Source organism: Amycolatopsis sp. VS8301801F10 (assembly GCF_046195355.1).
Taxonomy (GTDB): Bacteria; Actinomycetota; Actinomycetes; order Mycobacteriales; family Pseudonocardiaceae; genus Amycolatopsis.
Genome location: NZ_CP176065.1, coordinates 3,900,354 through 3,915,666 on the forward strand (window position 1 = coordinate 3,900,354; position 15,313 = coordinate 3,915,666).

A 15,313-nucleotide genomic window follows, 5' to 3' on the forward strand; every position below is an offset into this window, starting at 1 on the left:
CCCGATGACCGGACCAGACGACACCCAGGCCGCGCTCAGCTACACGTCCTATCTGGCGCTCGACGAGGTGCTCGCCGCGCAGCGCCCGCGCTCGGACGAACACGACGAACTGCTGTTCATCGTGATCCACCAGGTCTACGAGCTGTGGTTCAAGCAGATCCTGCACGAGGCCGCGTTCCTGCAGGAGAACCTGGAAGCGGGCAACACCGCGCACGCCATCCGCACGCTGCGCCGCATCCTGACCGTGCTGAAGGTGGTGGTCGCGCAGATCGACGTGCTGGAGACGATGACGCCCAGCCAGTTCACCAGCTTCCGCGCCCGCCTCGACGCGTCGAGCGGCTTCCAGTCCGGCCAGTTCCGCGAGCTGGAGGCGGTGCTCGGCCGCCGCGACGAACGCGTGTTCGCGCACTATCCGGACGGCGGCGAGCAGCGCGCCCGGATCGCCGACGCGATGCGCCGTCCGTCGGTGTTCGACTCGTTCCTGACCTATCTGTCCGGAAAGGGCTACCCGGTCGCCGCCGACCGCGACGTGACGCGTCCGGTGGAGCCGTCGCCGGAACTGCAGGAAGTGCTGCTCAAGGTCTACCACGACGACGGCGGCCCGTCGGTGCTCGCCGAGGCGCTGGTCGACCTCGACGAGGGCCTGCAGGAATGGCGCTACCGGCACGTGAAGATGGTCGAGCGCACGATCGGCGACAAGACCGGCACCGGCGGTTCGTCCGGCGCGGCCTACCTGCGCACCACGCTGTTCACCCCGATGTTCCCGGACGTGTGGGCCGTCCGGAGCCGGCTGTGACCACAGTGGAATCCTTGCGCGCCAAGGAAAACGCGCTCGCCCCGCACTACTCGCGGTTCCGGGTGGCCGACCGGCTGCTGTTGTCCGCGCATTCGCACCAGGCCTGGCCGGACGTCGCCGAAGAGGGTCTGCGCGAAGCGTTCGCCGACGCCGCGGAGGAGGTGGACGAGAAGTGGGGCCGGGCGTTCGCGAAGGCCGACGAGCTGCGGAACGGGTTCCGGCAGTGGCTGTCCGATCCGCACGGCGACTACGCGCTCGGCCAGAACACGCACGAACTCGTGCTGCGGTTCCTGTCCGCGATCGACCTGCGCAAGCGACTGCGATTGGTGACCACGGACGGGGAATTCCACACTCTGCGCCGTCAGCTCGCCCGGTTGGCCGAGGAAGGCGTCGAGGTCGTCCGCGTGCCCGCCGCTCCGGTCGCGACGTTGGCCGAACGGCTCGCCGAACAGGTCGACGGCCGCACCGCCGCGGTGCTCACCTCGGCAGTGCTGTTCGAGACGTCGTGGATCGTGCCGGGCCTCGCGCATCTGGCGGAAACGTGCCGGAGCCGCTCGGTCGAGCTGGTCGTCGACGCCTACCACGCGGTCGGCGCGGTCCCGTTCCCGCTGCACGACCTCGGCCTCACCAACGCGTGGGTGCTCGGCGGCGGCTACAAGTACCTGCAGCTCGGCGAGGGCAACTGCTTCCTGCGGCTGCCCGCGCACGCACAGGAGCTGCGGCCAGTGATCACCGGCTGGTACGCGGAATTCGGGGCCCTCGCCGACAAACGCCGCCCCGACGAGGTCGCGTACGCACCCGGCGGCGACCGGTTCGCCGGAGCCACCTACGACCCGTCGAGCCACTACCGCGGCGTACGCGTGCAGCGGTTCTTCGCCGAGCACGGACTCACCGCCGAGTTCCTGCGCGAGGTGTCGCAACACCAGGTCGGCCTGCTGGCCAGCTGCTTCGACAGCCTCGGCCTTCCGGACGACGTGGTGACCCGCGACCGCGAGACCCCGCTCGAGAGCATCGGCGGGTTCCTCTCGCTGCGCAGCCCAGTCGCCGGGCACCTGTGCGAACGCCTGGCCGCGCACGGCGTACGGACCGACAGCCGGGGCCAGTACCTCCGGTTCGGACCCGCGCCCTACCTGTCGGATGAACAACTGGAGACCGCGATTTCCACCCTTCGGGAAGCAGTCGCGGATCTGGGGTGAAGCACCCGGGATGCGGGTGGTGGCCCGGAGAACGGCGAAGTAGGTTGACGGTGTGCACCGCGGAACGGGCAACCCCTGTTCCCCGGTGCGCACCGTTCGCACATTTGCGCGGCCACGAGCCGCGTGGGAGACAAAGGAGTCACCACCGTGACCGAAGGCGTGTTCGGCCGGCACAGCGGCCATGAACAAGTCGTGTTCTGCCACGACGAGGCCAGCGGGCTGAAAGCCATCATCGGCATCTACTCCACCGCTTTGGGCCCGGCCCTCGGCGGCACCCGGTTCTACCCGTACGCCACTGAGGACGCCGCGCTCGACGACGTTCTCGCGCTCTCCAAGGGAATGGCGTACAAGAACGCGCTCGCCGGGCTCGACCTCGGCGGCGGCAAAGCTGTCATCATCGGCGACCCGAACACGCTGAAGTCCGAAGCGCTCCTGCGCGCGTACGGCCGGTTCGTGGAATCCCTCGGCGGCCGCTACATCACCGCCTGCGACATGGGCACGTACGTCCGCGACATGGACGTGGTCGCCCGCGAGACCCGGCACGTCACCGGACGGTCCCCCGAGGACGGCGGCGCGGGCGACTCCTCGGTGCTCACCGCTTTCGGCGTGTACCAGGGGATGCGCGCTTCGGCGGACCAGGTGTGGGGCGTGCCGGAGCTGACCGGCCGCCGCGTCGGCGTGGCCGGAGTCGGCAAGGTCGGCCACATTCTCGTCGGCCACCTGGTGGAGGCGGGCGCTCGCGTGGTGATCACCGATGTCGCGCCCAGCGCGGTGGACCGCACCCGGGCGGCTTATCCCGAGGTCGAGGTGGTGTCCGATGTGGACACCATGATCGGGACCGAACTGGACGTCTTCGCCCCGTGCGCGATGGGCGGCGTGCTCACTGACGAGACCGTGGCCGCGCTGCGCGCGCGAATCGTCTGCGGCGCGGCGAACAACCAGCTCGCGCACCCCGGCGTCGACAAGCTGCTGAACGACCGAGGCATCCTGTTCGCCCCGGACTACCTGGTGAACGCGGGCGGCGTGATCCAGGTGGACGACGAACGCCACGGCTTCGACTTCGCCCGCGCCCAGCGCAAAACCGCGGCCATCTTCGACACCACGAAAGCGGTGTACGAACTGGCGAAGGCCGACGGCGTACCTCCCGCCGCCGCTGCCGACCGCCTGGCCGAACGCCGGATGGCGGACGTAGGCCGCCTGCGCTCGATTCTCACGGTGTAGCTCCGAAAGGCCGGGAGGGGAGCCCTGGGGGAATCAGATTCCCTCCGGGTTCCCCTCCCGGCCCCCGCACATCAAGGAGCGGCGATCAGCCGCTCTTGCGCCGGAAAGTCCGCTTGTTGGCCGCCGGCCCGTGCGCGTGCTGGCTCTGCTGCCCGGCGTTCTCGTGCGCGGCGCCCTCGCGGGCCTTGGCCTGCTTCCGCTCCAATGCCTCGCGGAACTTCCGCTTGACGTCGCCCTCCCCGTCGCTGGGTGCCGGTTGCGCTTCACTCATGGCTGACCTCCGAAGGTGACGACGTGATACCCCGTCAGACTGGCGCCCTTCGCGCACGTTGGCGAGCCATTTCAGAGCGACGCCACCCGGCGGTGGCCCGATTCGGCCGCCCGTCTCGGCGCGGGCACGACCGCTTCCGCGAACCCCGGCCGGACCCGCCGAACCGCGCGCTTTCCGGCCCCGGCGAGCAGCCCGAACCCGGCCGCACCAGCCAAGATCGCCGCGGCCCATCCGGTCGCCGCGGTGAAGACCAGGGTCCCGGACCGGGCGTAGACGAACCCGGAAAGCACCGCCCAGCCCACCGCCGTCACCCCGGCCGCGGCGAGGGGAGTCGTGAGCACCGCCACTGCGCAGACCGCGAGCGCGACGCCCGCCACGGCGCAACCGGGATGCGCGGTGGCGAGTTTCGCCGCGATCGCCGCCGCCACCACCGCCACACACCCGAACGGGAACCCGAACCCGCCGGCGAGCCGTTCTTCAGTACGCATGCCCCATGGCACCCCGCGCGGGCGCGCGAGGAGGGACCCGCGGACGGGTTCCGTACGCTCCCGCGCGCGTTATTGACGGCTTGTTGACCCGCTCAAGCTCGCGCGGCCGCCCGGACGATCGCGGCCACGATCTCCGGCCACAGCGGTTCCGGCAGGTCGTGGCCCATGCCCGGAAGGACGACCAGCTCCGCGTCCGGGATCGCGGCCGCGGTGGCTTTCCCGCCGCTGACGTCGATCATCACGTCGGAGTCGCCGTGCAGCACGACGGTCGGCACCCGGACGCCGCGCAGTCGTTCGGTGCGGTCGCCCGACGCGACGACGGCGGCGGCCTGGCGCTGCATCCCGGCCGGATTCCGGCCCCGGTCGTAGTTGCGGGCCGCCTTGCGCCGCAGGTACTCCTCGGCGGCCGGATAGCCCGGCGACCCGGTCACGCGGTAGTTCGCGACGCTCTGGTCGATCTGCTCCTCGCGCGTTTCCGGAGCCGGCCTGGTGAGCGTCTCCAGCGCGGCGGGCGAGACCTGGCCGACCGACGGGTCGCCGGTCGTCGACATGATCGACGTCAGGCTCAGCAGCCGGTCCGGGTGGTCGATCGCGACCTGCTGCGCGATCATCCCGCCCATCGACGCGCCGACCAGGTGCGCCTTCGCGAAACCGAGCGCGTCGAACAGCCCCACGGTGTCGTCCGCGAGGTCCGACAGCAGGTACGGCGCCGGAGCCGTGCCCGCGACGATCCCGGCGAGGTCCGGCGTGCCGAGCTCGCCGAACCAGGTGGACAAGCCCGCGTCGCGGTTGTCGAAGCGCACGACGTGGAAGCCGCGGCTCGCGAGCAGCTCGCAGAAACCCTCCTCCCAGGTGATCATCTGGGCGCCGAGGCCCATCACCAGGACGATCGGCGGGGCGGCCGGATCGCCGAACGTGTCGTACTCGAGTTCGAGGCCGTTGGCCTGTGCGCGGGGCATGCCCCGATGATGCCGCAGCGCGGAACCGCGTGTGGCCGAGCCCGCCGGTCGCCGGTTACGGTGCACGGCATGCCGACTCCGCGTGCCGGACAGCGCGCCCGGTCCCGTTCCGCCTCCGGGCTGCCCGCCGTCACCGCGAAGAAGGTGATCGACGCGGCGGTCAAGCTCACCGTCGAACGCGGTCTGGAGAACTGGACGCTGCGGCAGCTGGCCGCCGCGATCGGCGCGTACCCGGCCGTCGTCTACCACCACGTCGGGGACCGCGACGCGGTGGTGTGCGCGGTGCTCGACCGGGTCGTCGGCCAGCTGCGGCTGCCCGACGACGGGCTGGACTGGCAGGACTGGTTCGTCGAACTGCTCACCGGCCTGCGCGAGCTGCTGCGCAAGCATCCGGGCACGGCCCGCCGGATGGCCTCGTTCGGCCCGTCGGTGGCCGCGGCCACGCCCACGGTCGACCGCGGCGTGCGGATCCTGCTGGAAGCGGGCTTCGGCGACGAGAGCCCGCTCGCCTACGCCATGCTCACCACCACCGCGTGCCAGTACGTCGCGCTGGAGGACGACCGGGACTGCAGCCTCGCGTTGCGCCTGGACAACACCGAGGAGTACGCCTCCTACCGCGACCGCGAGGACCTGCCCGGCATGGCCGCGAACGGCCGCGCGATGCAGCAGCTGCTCAGCGACCCCGAGGCGGCCTCCGGCTACCATCCGCAGCTGTTCGAGTTCGCGATCCGCACCTGCCTCGACGGGCTCGCCTGCCGATTGGCCCGGACGCGCGGCTGAAATTCGCGAAATTGCCCGGTTCGGGCGTCCGCACTGGGCCGTCGGTGTGGTCGTGGGGGAAAGTCGGGCCGCCGCTTCGCCGACCGACACCGTTTCGACGCCTTCCCGGCGTAGCGTGGACAGTTACCGGGGGCCTCGCCTCCGGAAGGGGCCCCCGGCACTTTCCTCCCCCCTCGTGGTGCCGGGGGCTCTCCTTCCGGGTGCGTCAGTGCTGGGGCGGATGCTGGATCGCCGGGAACACCTTGCCGACCACGGTCACGAGCGACATGGTCAGCAGCGTGTGCACCTGGCGCCGGTCCAGCGAGCGGTGCACGAGCCATTCGCGGCCCGCCGCCTTCACCATGCCGGCGAACGCGCGCACCGCGGCGTTCAGCTCCTCGCCGTGCTCGCTGTCGCGGGACAGCCCGACCGCCTCCAGGACGCGGTCGGCCGACGCGCGGTCGGCCTCGGCGACGATCCGGTCCACCTCCGGGTCGCGGCCGATGCCCTCCGGCGCGATCGCGGCGAGCCACAGCTTCTCCTGCTCGCGCACCATGTCGAGCAGCCAGTCGATGGCGGCGTCCGCGCGCACTTCCAACGGGCCGTCCGGCAGAATCTGCACCGCAATCCGCGGCACAGTAAGCGCCCGCCGAACGATTTCGAGGTACAACTCCCTTTTCGTTCCGAAATAATGATTGATCAGTCCGCGGGCCACGCCCGCCTCGGCGGCGATGTCCGAAGTGGACACTTCTGAATACGGTCGTTCGCCGAACAGCCGCGCCGCACAGGCGTAGATCTGCTCTTTGCGTTCGTCCGGTTCGAGTCGCCGCCACTTCGGCGCCGGATCGGTGCTCATGGCATCAGTTTGGCATGATCGGTTCAGTACGGCGGATTAATCGGGCCGAATGTCGCGGCGGAAACACGTTCGGCTGCTACCGCGCGGTATGGGTTGACGGCACCGCTCAGTCCGGAAGCTCGAGCGGTGCGAGATCCGCGAAACGGTCGCCCGGACCGGGATTCGCCGGATCGCTCGCGCCGCCGAAGTGCCGCTGCACGCCCCACACCGCGTTGAGCGCGGTCTGCACCGCGCCCTCGGCCCAGCCCGCCGTCCACGAGATGTCGTCTCCCGCGAGGAATAAACCGCGATAGCGCTCGGGCAGTGAATCCTGCACGAAATGCGTGAAAAGCCGGTGCTGGTACCGGTAATGCCCGGGAAGGTTCGCCTTGAACGCGCCCATGAAATGCGGTTCGGCTTCCCACGAAACGGTGACCGGGTCGCCCACGATGTGCCGCCGGACGTCGACGCCGGGGTAGATCTCGCGCAGCGACTGCAGCATCACCTCGACGCGGTCGGACACGCTGAGCGGCAGCCACTTCAGCGAATCGTCGGCCCACGTGTAGGACAGGCAGATCACCGCGGGCCGGCCCGGGTCGTCGCCGAGAAGGTAGGTGCCGCGCGGCATCCGGTCGGTGAGCGTCATGCTCATCGTGTCGCGGCCGGTGACCGGGTCGCGGTCGAGCCAGAACGGGCGGTCCACCGGCACGAACACCTTGGAGGACGCCATGTAGTGCGTGCGCTCGATCGCCGTCCAGTGGTCGATCGGGAACAGCGCCTCGTCGCATTCGATCTTCGACAGCAGCATCCAGCTCTGCGCGGTGAACACCGCCGCGCCGAACGTGCGGATGCGGCCGGAGGCGTCGGTGACGGTGATGTTGTTCGGCGCGGTGCGGTGCAGCCGCGTGACCCCGGGCCGCGGCTGGCCGTTTTCGTGCAGGGAAGCCAGATTCGTGCCGGACGGCCAGTGCGCGAGCTTGTCCGGGACGTGCTCCCACAGCCGCTTCGGGAGCTGTCCGCTGCCGCCGACGATGCTGCGGTGCTCGTCGTCCGCGCCGGTGTAGACGACGCGGAGGATTTCGAGAATCGAGTTCGGGAAGTCGGTGTCCCAGCCGCCGGTGCCGAATCCGACCTGGCCGAAGATCTCCCGATGCCGGAACGAGGAAAACGCCGGGGAATCGCACAGGAATCCGTAGAAGGTCTGGTTGTCGAGCCGGGGCACCAGCTCGTTCCAGATCTTTTTGATCGTCGCGACGTCGCGATTGCGGATCGCGGTCTGCATCTCGGCGAACGACGCGTGCTCGTCCAGCGTGCGCTGCCACGCTCGCGCCACTTCGCCGTACACTTCGGGCAGTTCCTCGGGCGTGCGCGCGTAATGGCTTTGCCCCTTGAGGTCGACGACTGTGCTCGGCGTGGCGGGCGAAAGCGGGTTCGGGAACGGCGTGGTTTCCAGCCCGGCCTTGTCGATGTAGTGGAACAGCGACGTCGAAGACGGCGGAAACCGCATCGCGCCCATCTCGGCGACCACGTCGTCGGGCAGGCCGGGGAAGCGGTGCGTGCGCAGCCGTCCGCCGAGGCCGTCGATCTCGTACACCACCGGCCGCAGCCCGAGCTTCATCAGCTCGTAGGCGGCCACGATGCCGGAGAGCCCGCCGCCGATCACCGCGACCTCGGCGCCGTGCGCCTGCTCGGGCACGCTGCCGAGCCCGGCCGGATGCGCGAGGTAGTCGTCGTAGGCGAACGGGAAGTCGGGGCCGAACATCGTGATCGGCCTGCCGGGTTCCTCGGTGTGGATCGCGGCGGGAACTGCGGAGGTCATGCCCGGGGTCCTTCGGTGAGAGAGCGGTAGAGCGACGGCCGCCGGTCGGCCAGGTACGGGGTTTCGGCTCGCGCCTGGGCGAGCACCGCGGGATCGATCTCGGCGAACAGCAGCTCTTCGCCCGGCCCGGCCTTCGCGACGACTTCCTCCGGCGACGCGACTGTCGAGCGGCCGCAGTAGCTGAGTTCGCCTTCGGTGTCGCAGCGGTTCGCGTACACGACGTACAGCTGGCTTTCGTGCGCGCGAGCCGGAATGAGCAGGTCGGCGACGCGCTCGTACGGCCGCATCAACGCCGTGGGCACGAGCAGCAGTTCCGTGCCCGCGAGCGCGTGCGCGCGGACCAGTTCGGGGAACTCGACGTCGTAACAGATCAGCAGACCGGCGCGGAGACCGTTGAAATCTGCCTGCACCACCGGTTCGTCACCCGGCGAGAACTGGTCGCGGTCGAGGTCGCCGAACAGATGGGTCTTGCGGTAGTTCGCGAGCCGTTCCCCTTGCGCGGACAGCAGTTGCGCCGAGTTGTACACCGTGTCGCCGGCACGCTCGGGGTAGCCGTAGACCACCGCGATCTTGTGCTTGGCCGCCAACTCGCCCAGCTCGGCCGCGCGCGGTCCGTCCGCCGGTTCAGCCAGCTCCGCGACAGCCTTCGCGCCGATGTGGTAGCCCGTCGTGCCCATTTCGGCAGTCACGATCAGCTCGGCGCCGCGCTCCGCCGCCGCGGCCATCGCTTCCGGCAGCCGCTCGAACGGCCCTTGCTGGACGGCGATGATCATTGGACCGGCTCCGCGAGCCGCGAGCGGCGGACGCTGTAGCCGAAGTAGATGACGAGGCCGAGCAGCATCCACGCGCCGAACACGATCCAGGTCGCGCCGTCGAGGCTGAACATCATGTAGGCGCAGCAGAGCACCCCGAGGACCGGCGTGACCGGCGAGAACGGCACCCGGAAGGTGCGTTCGGCGTCGGGACGGCGTTTGCGCAGGATCAGCACGGCGACGTTGACCAGCCCGAACGCGAACAGCGTCCCGATGCTGGTGGCGTCGGCGAGCTTGCCGAGCGGGACGAAGGCGGCGAGCACCGCGACGAACCCGGACACCACGAGCGTATTGGTGCGCGGCACGCCGGTTTTCGGATGCACCGCGGAGAGCGACTTCGGCACCAGCCCGTCGCGGGACATGGCGAACAGGATCCGGGTCTGTCCGTAAAGGACAGTCAGCACGACGCTGGAGATCGCCACGAGCGCGCCGATCGCGAGCAGGATCGCCCAGAGCGGGTTGCCGGAAATCGTGGTGAGCACGTGCGACAGCGCGGCCTGCTTGTCGCCGAACTCCTGCCAGGGCAGCGCACCGATCGCGGCGACCGCGACGAGGCAGTAGAGAACGGTCACGATGCCGAGCGACAGCAGAATCGCGCGCGGCAGGTCACGCTGCGGGTCGCGGGCTTCCTCGCCGGCGGTGGACGCGGCGTCGAACCCGATGTAGGAGAAGAACAATTTCGCCCCGCCGGCGCTCATCCCGGCCAGCCCGAGCGGCAGGAAGGGCGTGAAGTTCTGCGCCCGGACCGCGGTGAAGGCGATGGCGCAGAACAGGATCAGCGTGCCGATCTTCACCACGACCATGATCGCGTTGGCCCGCGCGCTTTCCTTCGCGCCGGACAGCAACAGCACCATCGCGAGCAGCACGACGACGATCGCCGGGATGTTGACCAGCCCGCCGTCCCCCGGAGGCCCGCTGAGCGCGTCCGGCAAGGCGACGCCGAACGCCAGGTGCAGCAGCTCGTTGACGTACTGCCCCCACCCGACCGCGACCGACGCGACCGAGACGCCGTACTCCAGCACCAGACACCACCCGCACACCCAGGCGACCAGCTCGCCGAGGGTCGCGTACGCGTAGGAGTAGGAGGAGCCGGAAAGCGGGATCATGCCCGCGAGCTCGGCGTAGGAAAGCGCGGAGAACAACGCGGTGATCCCGGCCAGCACGAACGAAACCACGACCGCGGGCCCGGCCACCGGAACCGCCTCGCCGAGCACCACGAAGATCCCGCTGCCCAGAGTGGCCCCGATGCTGAGCATGGTCAGCTGACTGAGCCCGAGCGACCGCTTCAACGGCCCGCGATCCGCCTCGGCGACCAAATCGGCGACCGGTTTGCGACGCAGCATCGCCGCGGCGAGCCTCCCGCGAGAAGGACTGGAGGAGGTAGTGCTCACCGGGCGGCTCCTAGCGATGGATTGTGACGGCACTGTCGACTTCGAGCCACGGTATCGATCGAAAATTGCCCCGAGAACCGAGATCTGTTGCGGAAAGGGGGTGGGGGTGGGTGGTTCATTGCGCTCTCGGGTCGGGTTCCGGCGGGGGTGCTGCCTGGGCCGGGTGGGGTTGGGGCGGTTCCTGACTCTAAGTGATCGGGGGTCGGGGCTTTCGGTGGTGGGTTTGTTCCCGCAGGCTGCGGGCTGGGCGGGGTGAGGACGTGGGTGGGGCTGGGGTGCTGGGCGCGCGGCTTATCTGCGTAGGCCGAGGGCGGCGGGATGCGGGAGTTTGGTGAGGTTGGGGTGCCGGGCGCTTTGGGGTGGTCGGTGGGCTTGTCTGCAGAGGCCGAGGGCGGCGGGGCGCGGGAGTTCGGTGAGGTCGGGCACCGGGCGTGCTCGGGGCGGTGGGCTTGCCCGCGCAGGCTGCGGGCCGGTGGGGGTGAGGGAGTCGGGCGTGCGCAGTCGGTTGGTGGGCTTGTCCACGCAGGCCGAGGGCTGGGCGTGGAGCTGACGCGATCGGGCGAGAGCGGATGCCGGGGGCGTGTTCGGGCGGAGGTTTCGCGGAACCGGCGTGTCGATCGTGCGGCACTCGCCTCCAGCAGGCCTGACCGGTCAGGCGGAGATCTGGGGATGGCGGGTTCCGGCTGCAGGGCGGACGCGGGTGGGACGGCTTCGCGGTCGGGGCTGGCGGCGGAGGGCAGGGAGGCGTGCGAGCAGCCGCGATGGCTGTGGCACGAGCCGAACCGCCGGATGGCGGGAAGCGGAGTGGGCGGGAGTCGCTTGGGAGCAGTTTGTTGCCCGACGGCGAGCGGGCGTGGCTGGGGGCCTGGCAGGGCTGGGTGCCTGGGCAGCGAGCGGAGCTTGCCGGAGGGGGCTCGGTGCTGGGAGATGAGCCGGGAAAGCGGGGCAGCGAGGGGCAGGTGGTGTCTGCCGGGGGCTGGATACCGGGCGGTGGGCTGGGGCGGCGCGGGTGAAGGTTGCCGGGCTGGGCGGTGAGTCGCGAGAGCGGGGCAGGAGCGTCTGCCAGGGGCTGGATACCGGGCGGTGAGCTGAGGCGGCGCGGTGGAGGTTGCCGGGCTGAGCGGTGAGTCGCGAGAGCGGAGCAGCACGGCGGCGGTGGCCGGGTGCCGGGATTGGTCGATCGGGTGTGGATGCTGCGGGTTCAGTGGCTGAGCGGAGCCCCGCCCCAGGACGCCAGGGTCGGCTGGCCCCTCGAAAGCACCGCGATCAGGAGGCGGGTGCTTCCGGGAGCAGCAGCGTGAACGTCGGCGGATCGGGGCGCGAGAGGCGCAATCGGCCGCCCTCGGCTTCGGCCAGGCTTCTTGCCAGGCGGAGGCCGATGCCGTGTCCGCCGGGGGTGTGGTCGGAGAACGGGTCGCGTTCGCCCAGGTCCGGGCCTTCGTCTACGACGTCCACGGCCAGCGCGCCGCCGGCGTCTCGGGCTCGGATGGTGATGGTGCCTTCGCCGTGGTTCACCGCGTTGTCCAGCAGCACCGCGAGCACTTGCCGGACCGCGGGGGCTGATGCGCGCACGGGCGGCGGGTCGATGATTTCCAGGCGCAGTTCGCGGCGGTCGGGCAGCGGGACGTCGTTCAGTTCCGTCAGGAGGGCGGGCAGGTCCAGTTCGTCGCGCGGGGCGCGGCGTTCCCGGGACAGCGCGAGCAGGTCTTCGACGGTCCTTTCCAAGCGGTCGGCCGCGGTGATTCCGGCGCGGATGGCCGCATACGGGTCACGGCCGGGGGTTTCCAGCGCGGATTCCAGTTGCAGGCGCAGCCCGGCCAGGGGAGTGCGGAGCTGGTGCGAGGCCTCGGCGGAGAAGGCGCGTTCCCGTTCCAGGGTTTCGCCGATCCGGGTCGCGGTGACGTCCAGTGCCGCGCCGACGCGGTCGATTTCCGGGATCGCCGAGCGTCGGGACCGGGCGGAGAAATCGCCTTCGCCCAGCCTTGCCGCGGCGCAGGCCAGGTCTTCCAGCGGGCGCGTCAGGCGCGCGGCGATCCGCCGCGCCACCAGCCAGCTTCCGAGCACCGCGCCGATCGCGCAGCCGGCCATCACCAGCCAGGTGATGCCGACGTCGCGGGTCAGCGCCGACCGGGGAAGCGCCGCGCGCACGATGCCGGTGAGGCGCGCCCCGGTCAGCACCGGGACGGCCAGCACGTCCTCGTCGCCGACCTTCTGGTTCAGCATGTCGCTGCGGGTCACGGCGACTCCGCGCACGACGTCGTCCGCGGTCCGCGGTCCTTCCCCGGCTAGGAGATGACCCTTCGGGTCGTAGACGCCGACCTCGGCGCCGTCCTCGTTGTCCGGGACCTGGAAGGGCTGGCCCGCGGCGAGCGCGTCGGACACCACGACGGCCGCGCCGTCGGCGGCGCGTTCCAGCGCGGACGTGGTGTGCGTGCGGAAGTACCACAGCGCCCCGACGGCGAGCGGCAGCCCGAACAGGCTCGTGGCCAGGACCGCCGCGAGGACGGTGAGCGTCACGATCCGGCGGCGCACCCCGGTCAGTCCCCTTCCAACCGGTATCCGTGCCCGCGCAGGGTGGCGATCCTCGGCACCTCGTACGGCGACTCGGCGGCCGAGGCGAGCTTGCGGCGCAGCGCGGCGATGTGCACGTCGAGCGTTTTGGTGGAGCCGTGCCAGTGCGCATCCCACACGTCGGACATCAGCGTGTCCCGGCTCACCGCCTGCCCGGGCTGGACGGCCAGCCGCGCGAGCAGGTCGAACTCCCGCGCGCGCAGCGCGACCTCCCGGCCGCCGAGGCTGACCCGCCTGCTCGCGATGTCGACCTCCAGCGCGCCGATCCGCACGACCGGCGTCGACGGCGCGGCGGGCGCGCCGCGGCGGAGGTGCGCGCGCACCCGGGCGAGCAGTTCGGCCAGCCGGATGGGCTTGGTGAGGTAGTCGTCGGCCCCGGCCTCCAGCCCGACCACGACGTCCATCTCGTCCGCCCGCGCGGTGAGGATCACCAGCACCGCGCCCGGCAGCGCCGCCCGCAGCCGCCGGCACACCTCGACGCCGTCGACGTCCGGGAGGCCCAGGTCCAGCAGGACCAGGTCGGCCGAGGTCTCGCGCAGCGCGCTCCGGCCGTCCCGGCACCATTGCACTGTGTGGCCGTGTCCGCGCAGCGCGGAGTCGAGGACGCTGCCGATCGCCGCGTCGTCCTCCACCACCAGTACCTTCGCCATGAGGGAAGCCTAACCGGAGCCGCCCGGCCGCGTCCGCGCGTCCACAGTGGACCCCCAGCGGGACGAGGCCGAGGTCGGGCATAGTGGCTGCATGCTCGGTCTGTACCCGGAACTCGATCCGTACGACCACGGGATGCTGCCGGTCGGCGACGGCAACACGCTGTACTGGGAGGAATGCGGCAATCCCGAGGGCAAACCGGTCGCGTTCCTGCACGGCGGGCCCGGGGGCGGCGCGTCCCCGCGGCACCGGCGGCTGTTCGACCCGGAGCGCTACCGGATCGTGCTGTTCGACCAGCGCGGCTGCGGCCGGAGCACGCCGCACTGCAGCGAGCCGGACGTCGACCTGTCGGTGAACACGACCTGGCACCTCGTTTCCGACATGGAGCAGTTGCGCGAGGATCGCGGCATCGACCGCTGGCAGCTGTTCGGCGGCTCGTGGGGCAGCGTGCTCGCGCTCGCCTACGCCGAGACCCATCCGGAGCGGGTGACCGAGCTGATCCTGCGCGGCGTCGCGACGCTGCGGGTCAAAGAAGTGCAGTGGCTTTTCGGCGGCGGCGCGGCGTGCCTGTTCCCGGAGGCGTGGTCGCGGTTCCTCGCGCCGGTGCCGTACGCGCGCCGCGGCGGCGACCTGCTGGAGGTGTACCACGAACTGCTGAACCACCCGGACCCGAACGTGCACGGGCCGGCCGCGCTGGCCTGGAGCCGGTGGGAGGGCGAGACGGTCAAGTTCACCCCGCAGGAAGAGGTGGTGGCCGCGTTCGCCGAGCCGGAGTTCGCGCTCGCGATCGCGCGGATCGAGAACCACTACTTCCGCCACGGCGGCTGGCTCGCCCCGGACCAGCTGATCCGCGGGGCCGGGAAGCTGTCGGGCATCCCGTGCGTTCTGGTCCAGGGCAGGTACGACGTGGTCACTCCCGCCACCACCGCCTGGGAACTCGCGCAGGTGCTGCCGGGCGCCGAGCTGAAGATGATCGGCGACGCCGGGCACGCCTTCGACGAGCCGGGCACGCTGCACGAGCTGATCAGCGCGACCGACCGGTTCGCGGCAGGGTGGGAGGAGGGCCGGTCCGGGCTGCCGAGCGCGGAAGTCGAACGAAAGGAAATCCGCATGCTGTTCGGTGACGAGCACGTTCGCCGCTACGAGGAGACCGACGGGGAGGTCGGGCACGACTGGCAGGACGGCGTGCCGACGCTGGTTCTCACCACGAAGGGCCGCAAGACCGGGCAGGACCGCAAGTTCGCCCTGATCTACCAGGAGGACGACGGCAACCCGGTGATCGTCGCCTCGAAGGGCGGCGCGCCGAACCACCCCGGCTGGTACCTGAACCTGCAGGAGAACCCCGAGGTCCGCGTGCAGGTGCGGGCGGACAAGTTCACCGCGCGCGCCCGGACCGCGACCGGCGAGGAGCGCGCCCGGCTGTGGGACAAGCTCGCCGCGGTGTGGCCCGCCTACAACGACTACCAGAAGAAGACCGACCGCGAGATCCCCGTGGTGGTGCTCGAGCGGGTGTGATTCCCGCCGCGTCCGGGGTCCGCGCGGCGCCG

Annotated in this window: 14 protein-coding genes; 5 read left to right on the plus strand and 9 right to left on the minus strand. The window is 70.9% G+C overall.

All coding sequences use genetic code 11. The features are described 5' to 3' along the window. Positions 1 to 4 precede the first annotated feature (4 nt). From F9C11_RS18425 to F9C11_RS18435, 3 genes are all read left to right on the plus strand, one after another. On the plus strand, positions 5 to 796 hold the full coding sequence (locus F9C11_RS18425; protein WP_409186105.1) for a tryptophan 2,3-dioxygenase: 792 nt from the start codon (positions 5 to 7) through the stop codon (positions 794 to 796). Then, positions 793 to 1,992, plus strand: coding sequence for a kynureninase (locus tag F9C11_RS18430; protein WP_409186106.1), 1,200 nt, complete (start codon positions 793 to 795; stop codon positions 1,990 to 1,992). Before F9C11_RS18425 ends, F9C11_RS18430 begins: the two co-directional genes overlap by 4 nt. Before the next feature lie 147 nt (positions 1,993 to 2,139). Next, positions 2,140 to 3,213, plus strand: a complete 1,074-nt coding sequence (locus F9C11_RS18435) for a Glu/Leu/Phe/Val dehydrogenase dimerization domain-containing protein (RefSeq protein WP_409186107.1) — start codon at positions 2,140 to 2,142, stop codon at positions 3,211 to 3,213. Between the two features lie 85 nt (positions 3,214 to 3,298). Here the strand turns inward: F9C11_RS18435 and F9C11_RS18440 are convergent, their stop codons facing one another. From F9C11_RS18440 to F9C11_RS18450, 3 genes are all read right to left on the minus strand, one after another. Continuing rightward, entirely contained in the window at positions 3,299 to 3,484 is a 186-nt protein-coding gene (locus F9C11_RS18440; protein ID WP_101433981.1) for a DUF5302 domain-containing protein, read from the minus strand. Between the two features lie 71 nt (positions 3,485 to 3,555). Beyond that, the gene (locus F9C11_RS18445) at positions 3,556 to 3,972 is read right to left on the minus strand and encodes a hypothetical protein (RefSeq protein WP_409186108.1); all 417 of its coding nucleotides are present in this window, start codon (positions 3,970 to 3,972) and stop codon (positions 3,556 to 3,558) included. A gap of 92 nt (positions 3,973 to 4,064) precedes the next feature. After that, the gene (locus F9C11_RS18450) at positions 4,065 to 4,931 is read right to left on the minus strand and encodes an alpha/beta fold hydrolase (RefSeq protein WP_409186109.1); all 867 of its coding nucleotides are present in this window, start codon (positions 4,929 to 4,931) and stop codon (positions 4,065 to 4,067) included. Between the two features lie 69 nt (positions 4,932 to 5,000). On the opposite strand from F9C11_RS18450, the gene F9C11_RS18455 reads away from it, so the two are divergent. Then, a complete protein-coding gene (locus F9C11_RS18455) occupies positions 5,001 to 5,711 on the plus strand; it encodes a TetR/AcrR family transcriptional regulator (protein ID WP_409186110.1) in 711 nt (236 codons plus the stop codon). Between the two features lie 205 nt (positions 5,712 to 5,916). On the opposite strand, the gene F9C11_RS18460 is transcribed toward F9C11_RS18455, so the two are convergent. The 6 genes from F9C11_RS18460 to F9C11_RS18485 all read right to left on the minus strand — a co-directional run bounded on the left by F9C11_RS18460 (position 5,917) and on the right by F9C11_RS18485 (position 13,768). Then, the gene (locus tag F9C11_RS18460; protein WP_409186111.1) at positions 5,917 to 6,546 is read right to left on the minus strand and encodes a TetR/AcrR family transcriptional regulator; all 630 of its coding nucleotides are present in this window, start codon (positions 6,544 to 6,546) and stop codon (positions 5,917 to 5,919) included. Between the two features lie 106 nt (positions 6,547 to 6,652). Continuing rightward, entirely contained in the window at positions 6,653 to 8,344 is a 1,692-nt protein-coding gene (locus tag F9C11_RS18465) for a flavin monoamine oxidase family protein (protein ID WP_409186112.1), read from the minus strand. After that, entirely contained in the window at positions 8,341 to 9,117 is a 777-nt protein-coding gene (locus F9C11_RS18470; protein WP_409186113.1) for a carbon-nitrogen hydrolase family protein, read from the minus strand. Before F9C11_RS18470 ends, F9C11_RS18465 begins: the two co-directional genes overlap by 4 nt. Further along, complete coding sequence (locus F9C11_RS18475) at positions 9,114 to 10,499, minus strand: amino acid permease (protein ID WP_409186933.1); 1,386 nt, start codon at positions 10,497 to 10,499, stop codon at positions 9,114 to 9,116. Before F9C11_RS18475 ends, F9C11_RS18470 begins: the two co-directional genes overlap by 4 nt. A gap of 1,314 nt (positions 10,500 to 11,813) precedes the next feature. Then, entirely contained in the window at positions 11,814 to 13,079 is a 1,266-nt protein-coding gene (locus tag F9C11_RS18480; protein ID WP_409186114.1) for a sensor histidine kinase, read from the minus strand. Positions 13,080 to 13,084: 5 nt separating this feature from the next. Then, positions 13,085 to 13,768 carry a response regulator transcription factor gene (locus F9C11_RS18485; RefSeq protein WP_409186115.1) on the minus strand — a complete coding sequence of 228 codons (684 nt, stop codon included), beginning with the start codon at positions 13,766 to 13,768 and terminating at the stop codon, positions 13,085 to 13,087. A 91-nt stretch (positions 13,769 to 13,859) separates the two neighbouring features. Here F9C11_RS18485 and pip point away from each other — a divergent pair, with 91 nt between their 5' ends. Then, a complete protein-coding gene (gene pip / locus F9C11_RS18490; RefSeq protein WP_409186116.1) occupies positions 13,860 to 15,281 on the plus strand; it encodes a prolyl aminopeptidase in 1,422 nt (473 codons plus the stop codon). The last annotated feature ends 32 nt before the right edge of the window (positions 15,282 to 15,313 follow it).

Bases quoted from the DNA above. Each gene is read 5' to 3' on its own strand.
- F9C11_RS18425 (WP_409186105.1), top strand. From the start codon at position 5: ATGACCGGACCAGACGACACCCAGGCCGCGCTCAGCTACACGTCCTAT.
- F9C11_RS18440 (WP_101433981.1), bottom strand. From the start codon at position 3,484: ATGAGTGAAGCGCAACCGGCACCCAGCGACGGGGAGGGCGACGTCAAG.
- F9C11_RS18445 (WP_409186108.1), bottom strand. From the start codon at position 3,972: ATGCGTACTGAAGAACGGCTCGCCGGCGGGTTCGGGTTCCCGTTCGGG.
- F9C11_RS18450 (WP_409186109.1), bottom strand. From the start codon at position 4,931: ATGCCCCGCGCACAGGCCAACGGCCTCGAACTCGAGTACGACACGTTC.
- F9C11_RS18455 (WP_409186110.1), top strand. From the start codon at position 5,001: ATGCCGACTCCGCGTGCCGGACAGCGCGCCCGGTCCCGTTCCGCCTCC.
- F9C11_RS18460 (WP_409186111.1), bottom strand. From the start codon at position 6,546: ATGAGCACCGATCCGGCGCCGAAGTGGCGGCGACTCGAACCGGACGAA.
- F9C11_RS18465 (WP_409186112.1), bottom strand. From the start codon at position 8,344: ATGACCTCCGCAGTTCCCGCCGCGATCCACACCGAGGAACCCGGCAGG.
- F9C11_RS18470 (WP_409186113.1), bottom strand. From the start codon at position 9,117: ATGATCATCGCCGTCCAGCAAGGGCCGTTCGAGCGGCTGCCGGAAGCG.
- F9C11_RS18475 (WP_409186933.1), bottom strand. From the start codon at position 10,499: ATGCTGCGTCGCAAACCGGTCGCCGATTTGGTCGCCGAGGCGGATCGC.
- F9C11_RS18485 (WP_409186115.1), bottom strand. From the start codon at position 13,768: ATGGCGAAGGTACTGGTGGTGGAGGACGACGCGGCGATCGGCAGCGTC.
- pip (WP_409186116.1), top strand. From the start codon at position 13,860: ATGCTCGGTCTGTACCCGGAACTCGATCCGTACGACCACGGGATGCTG.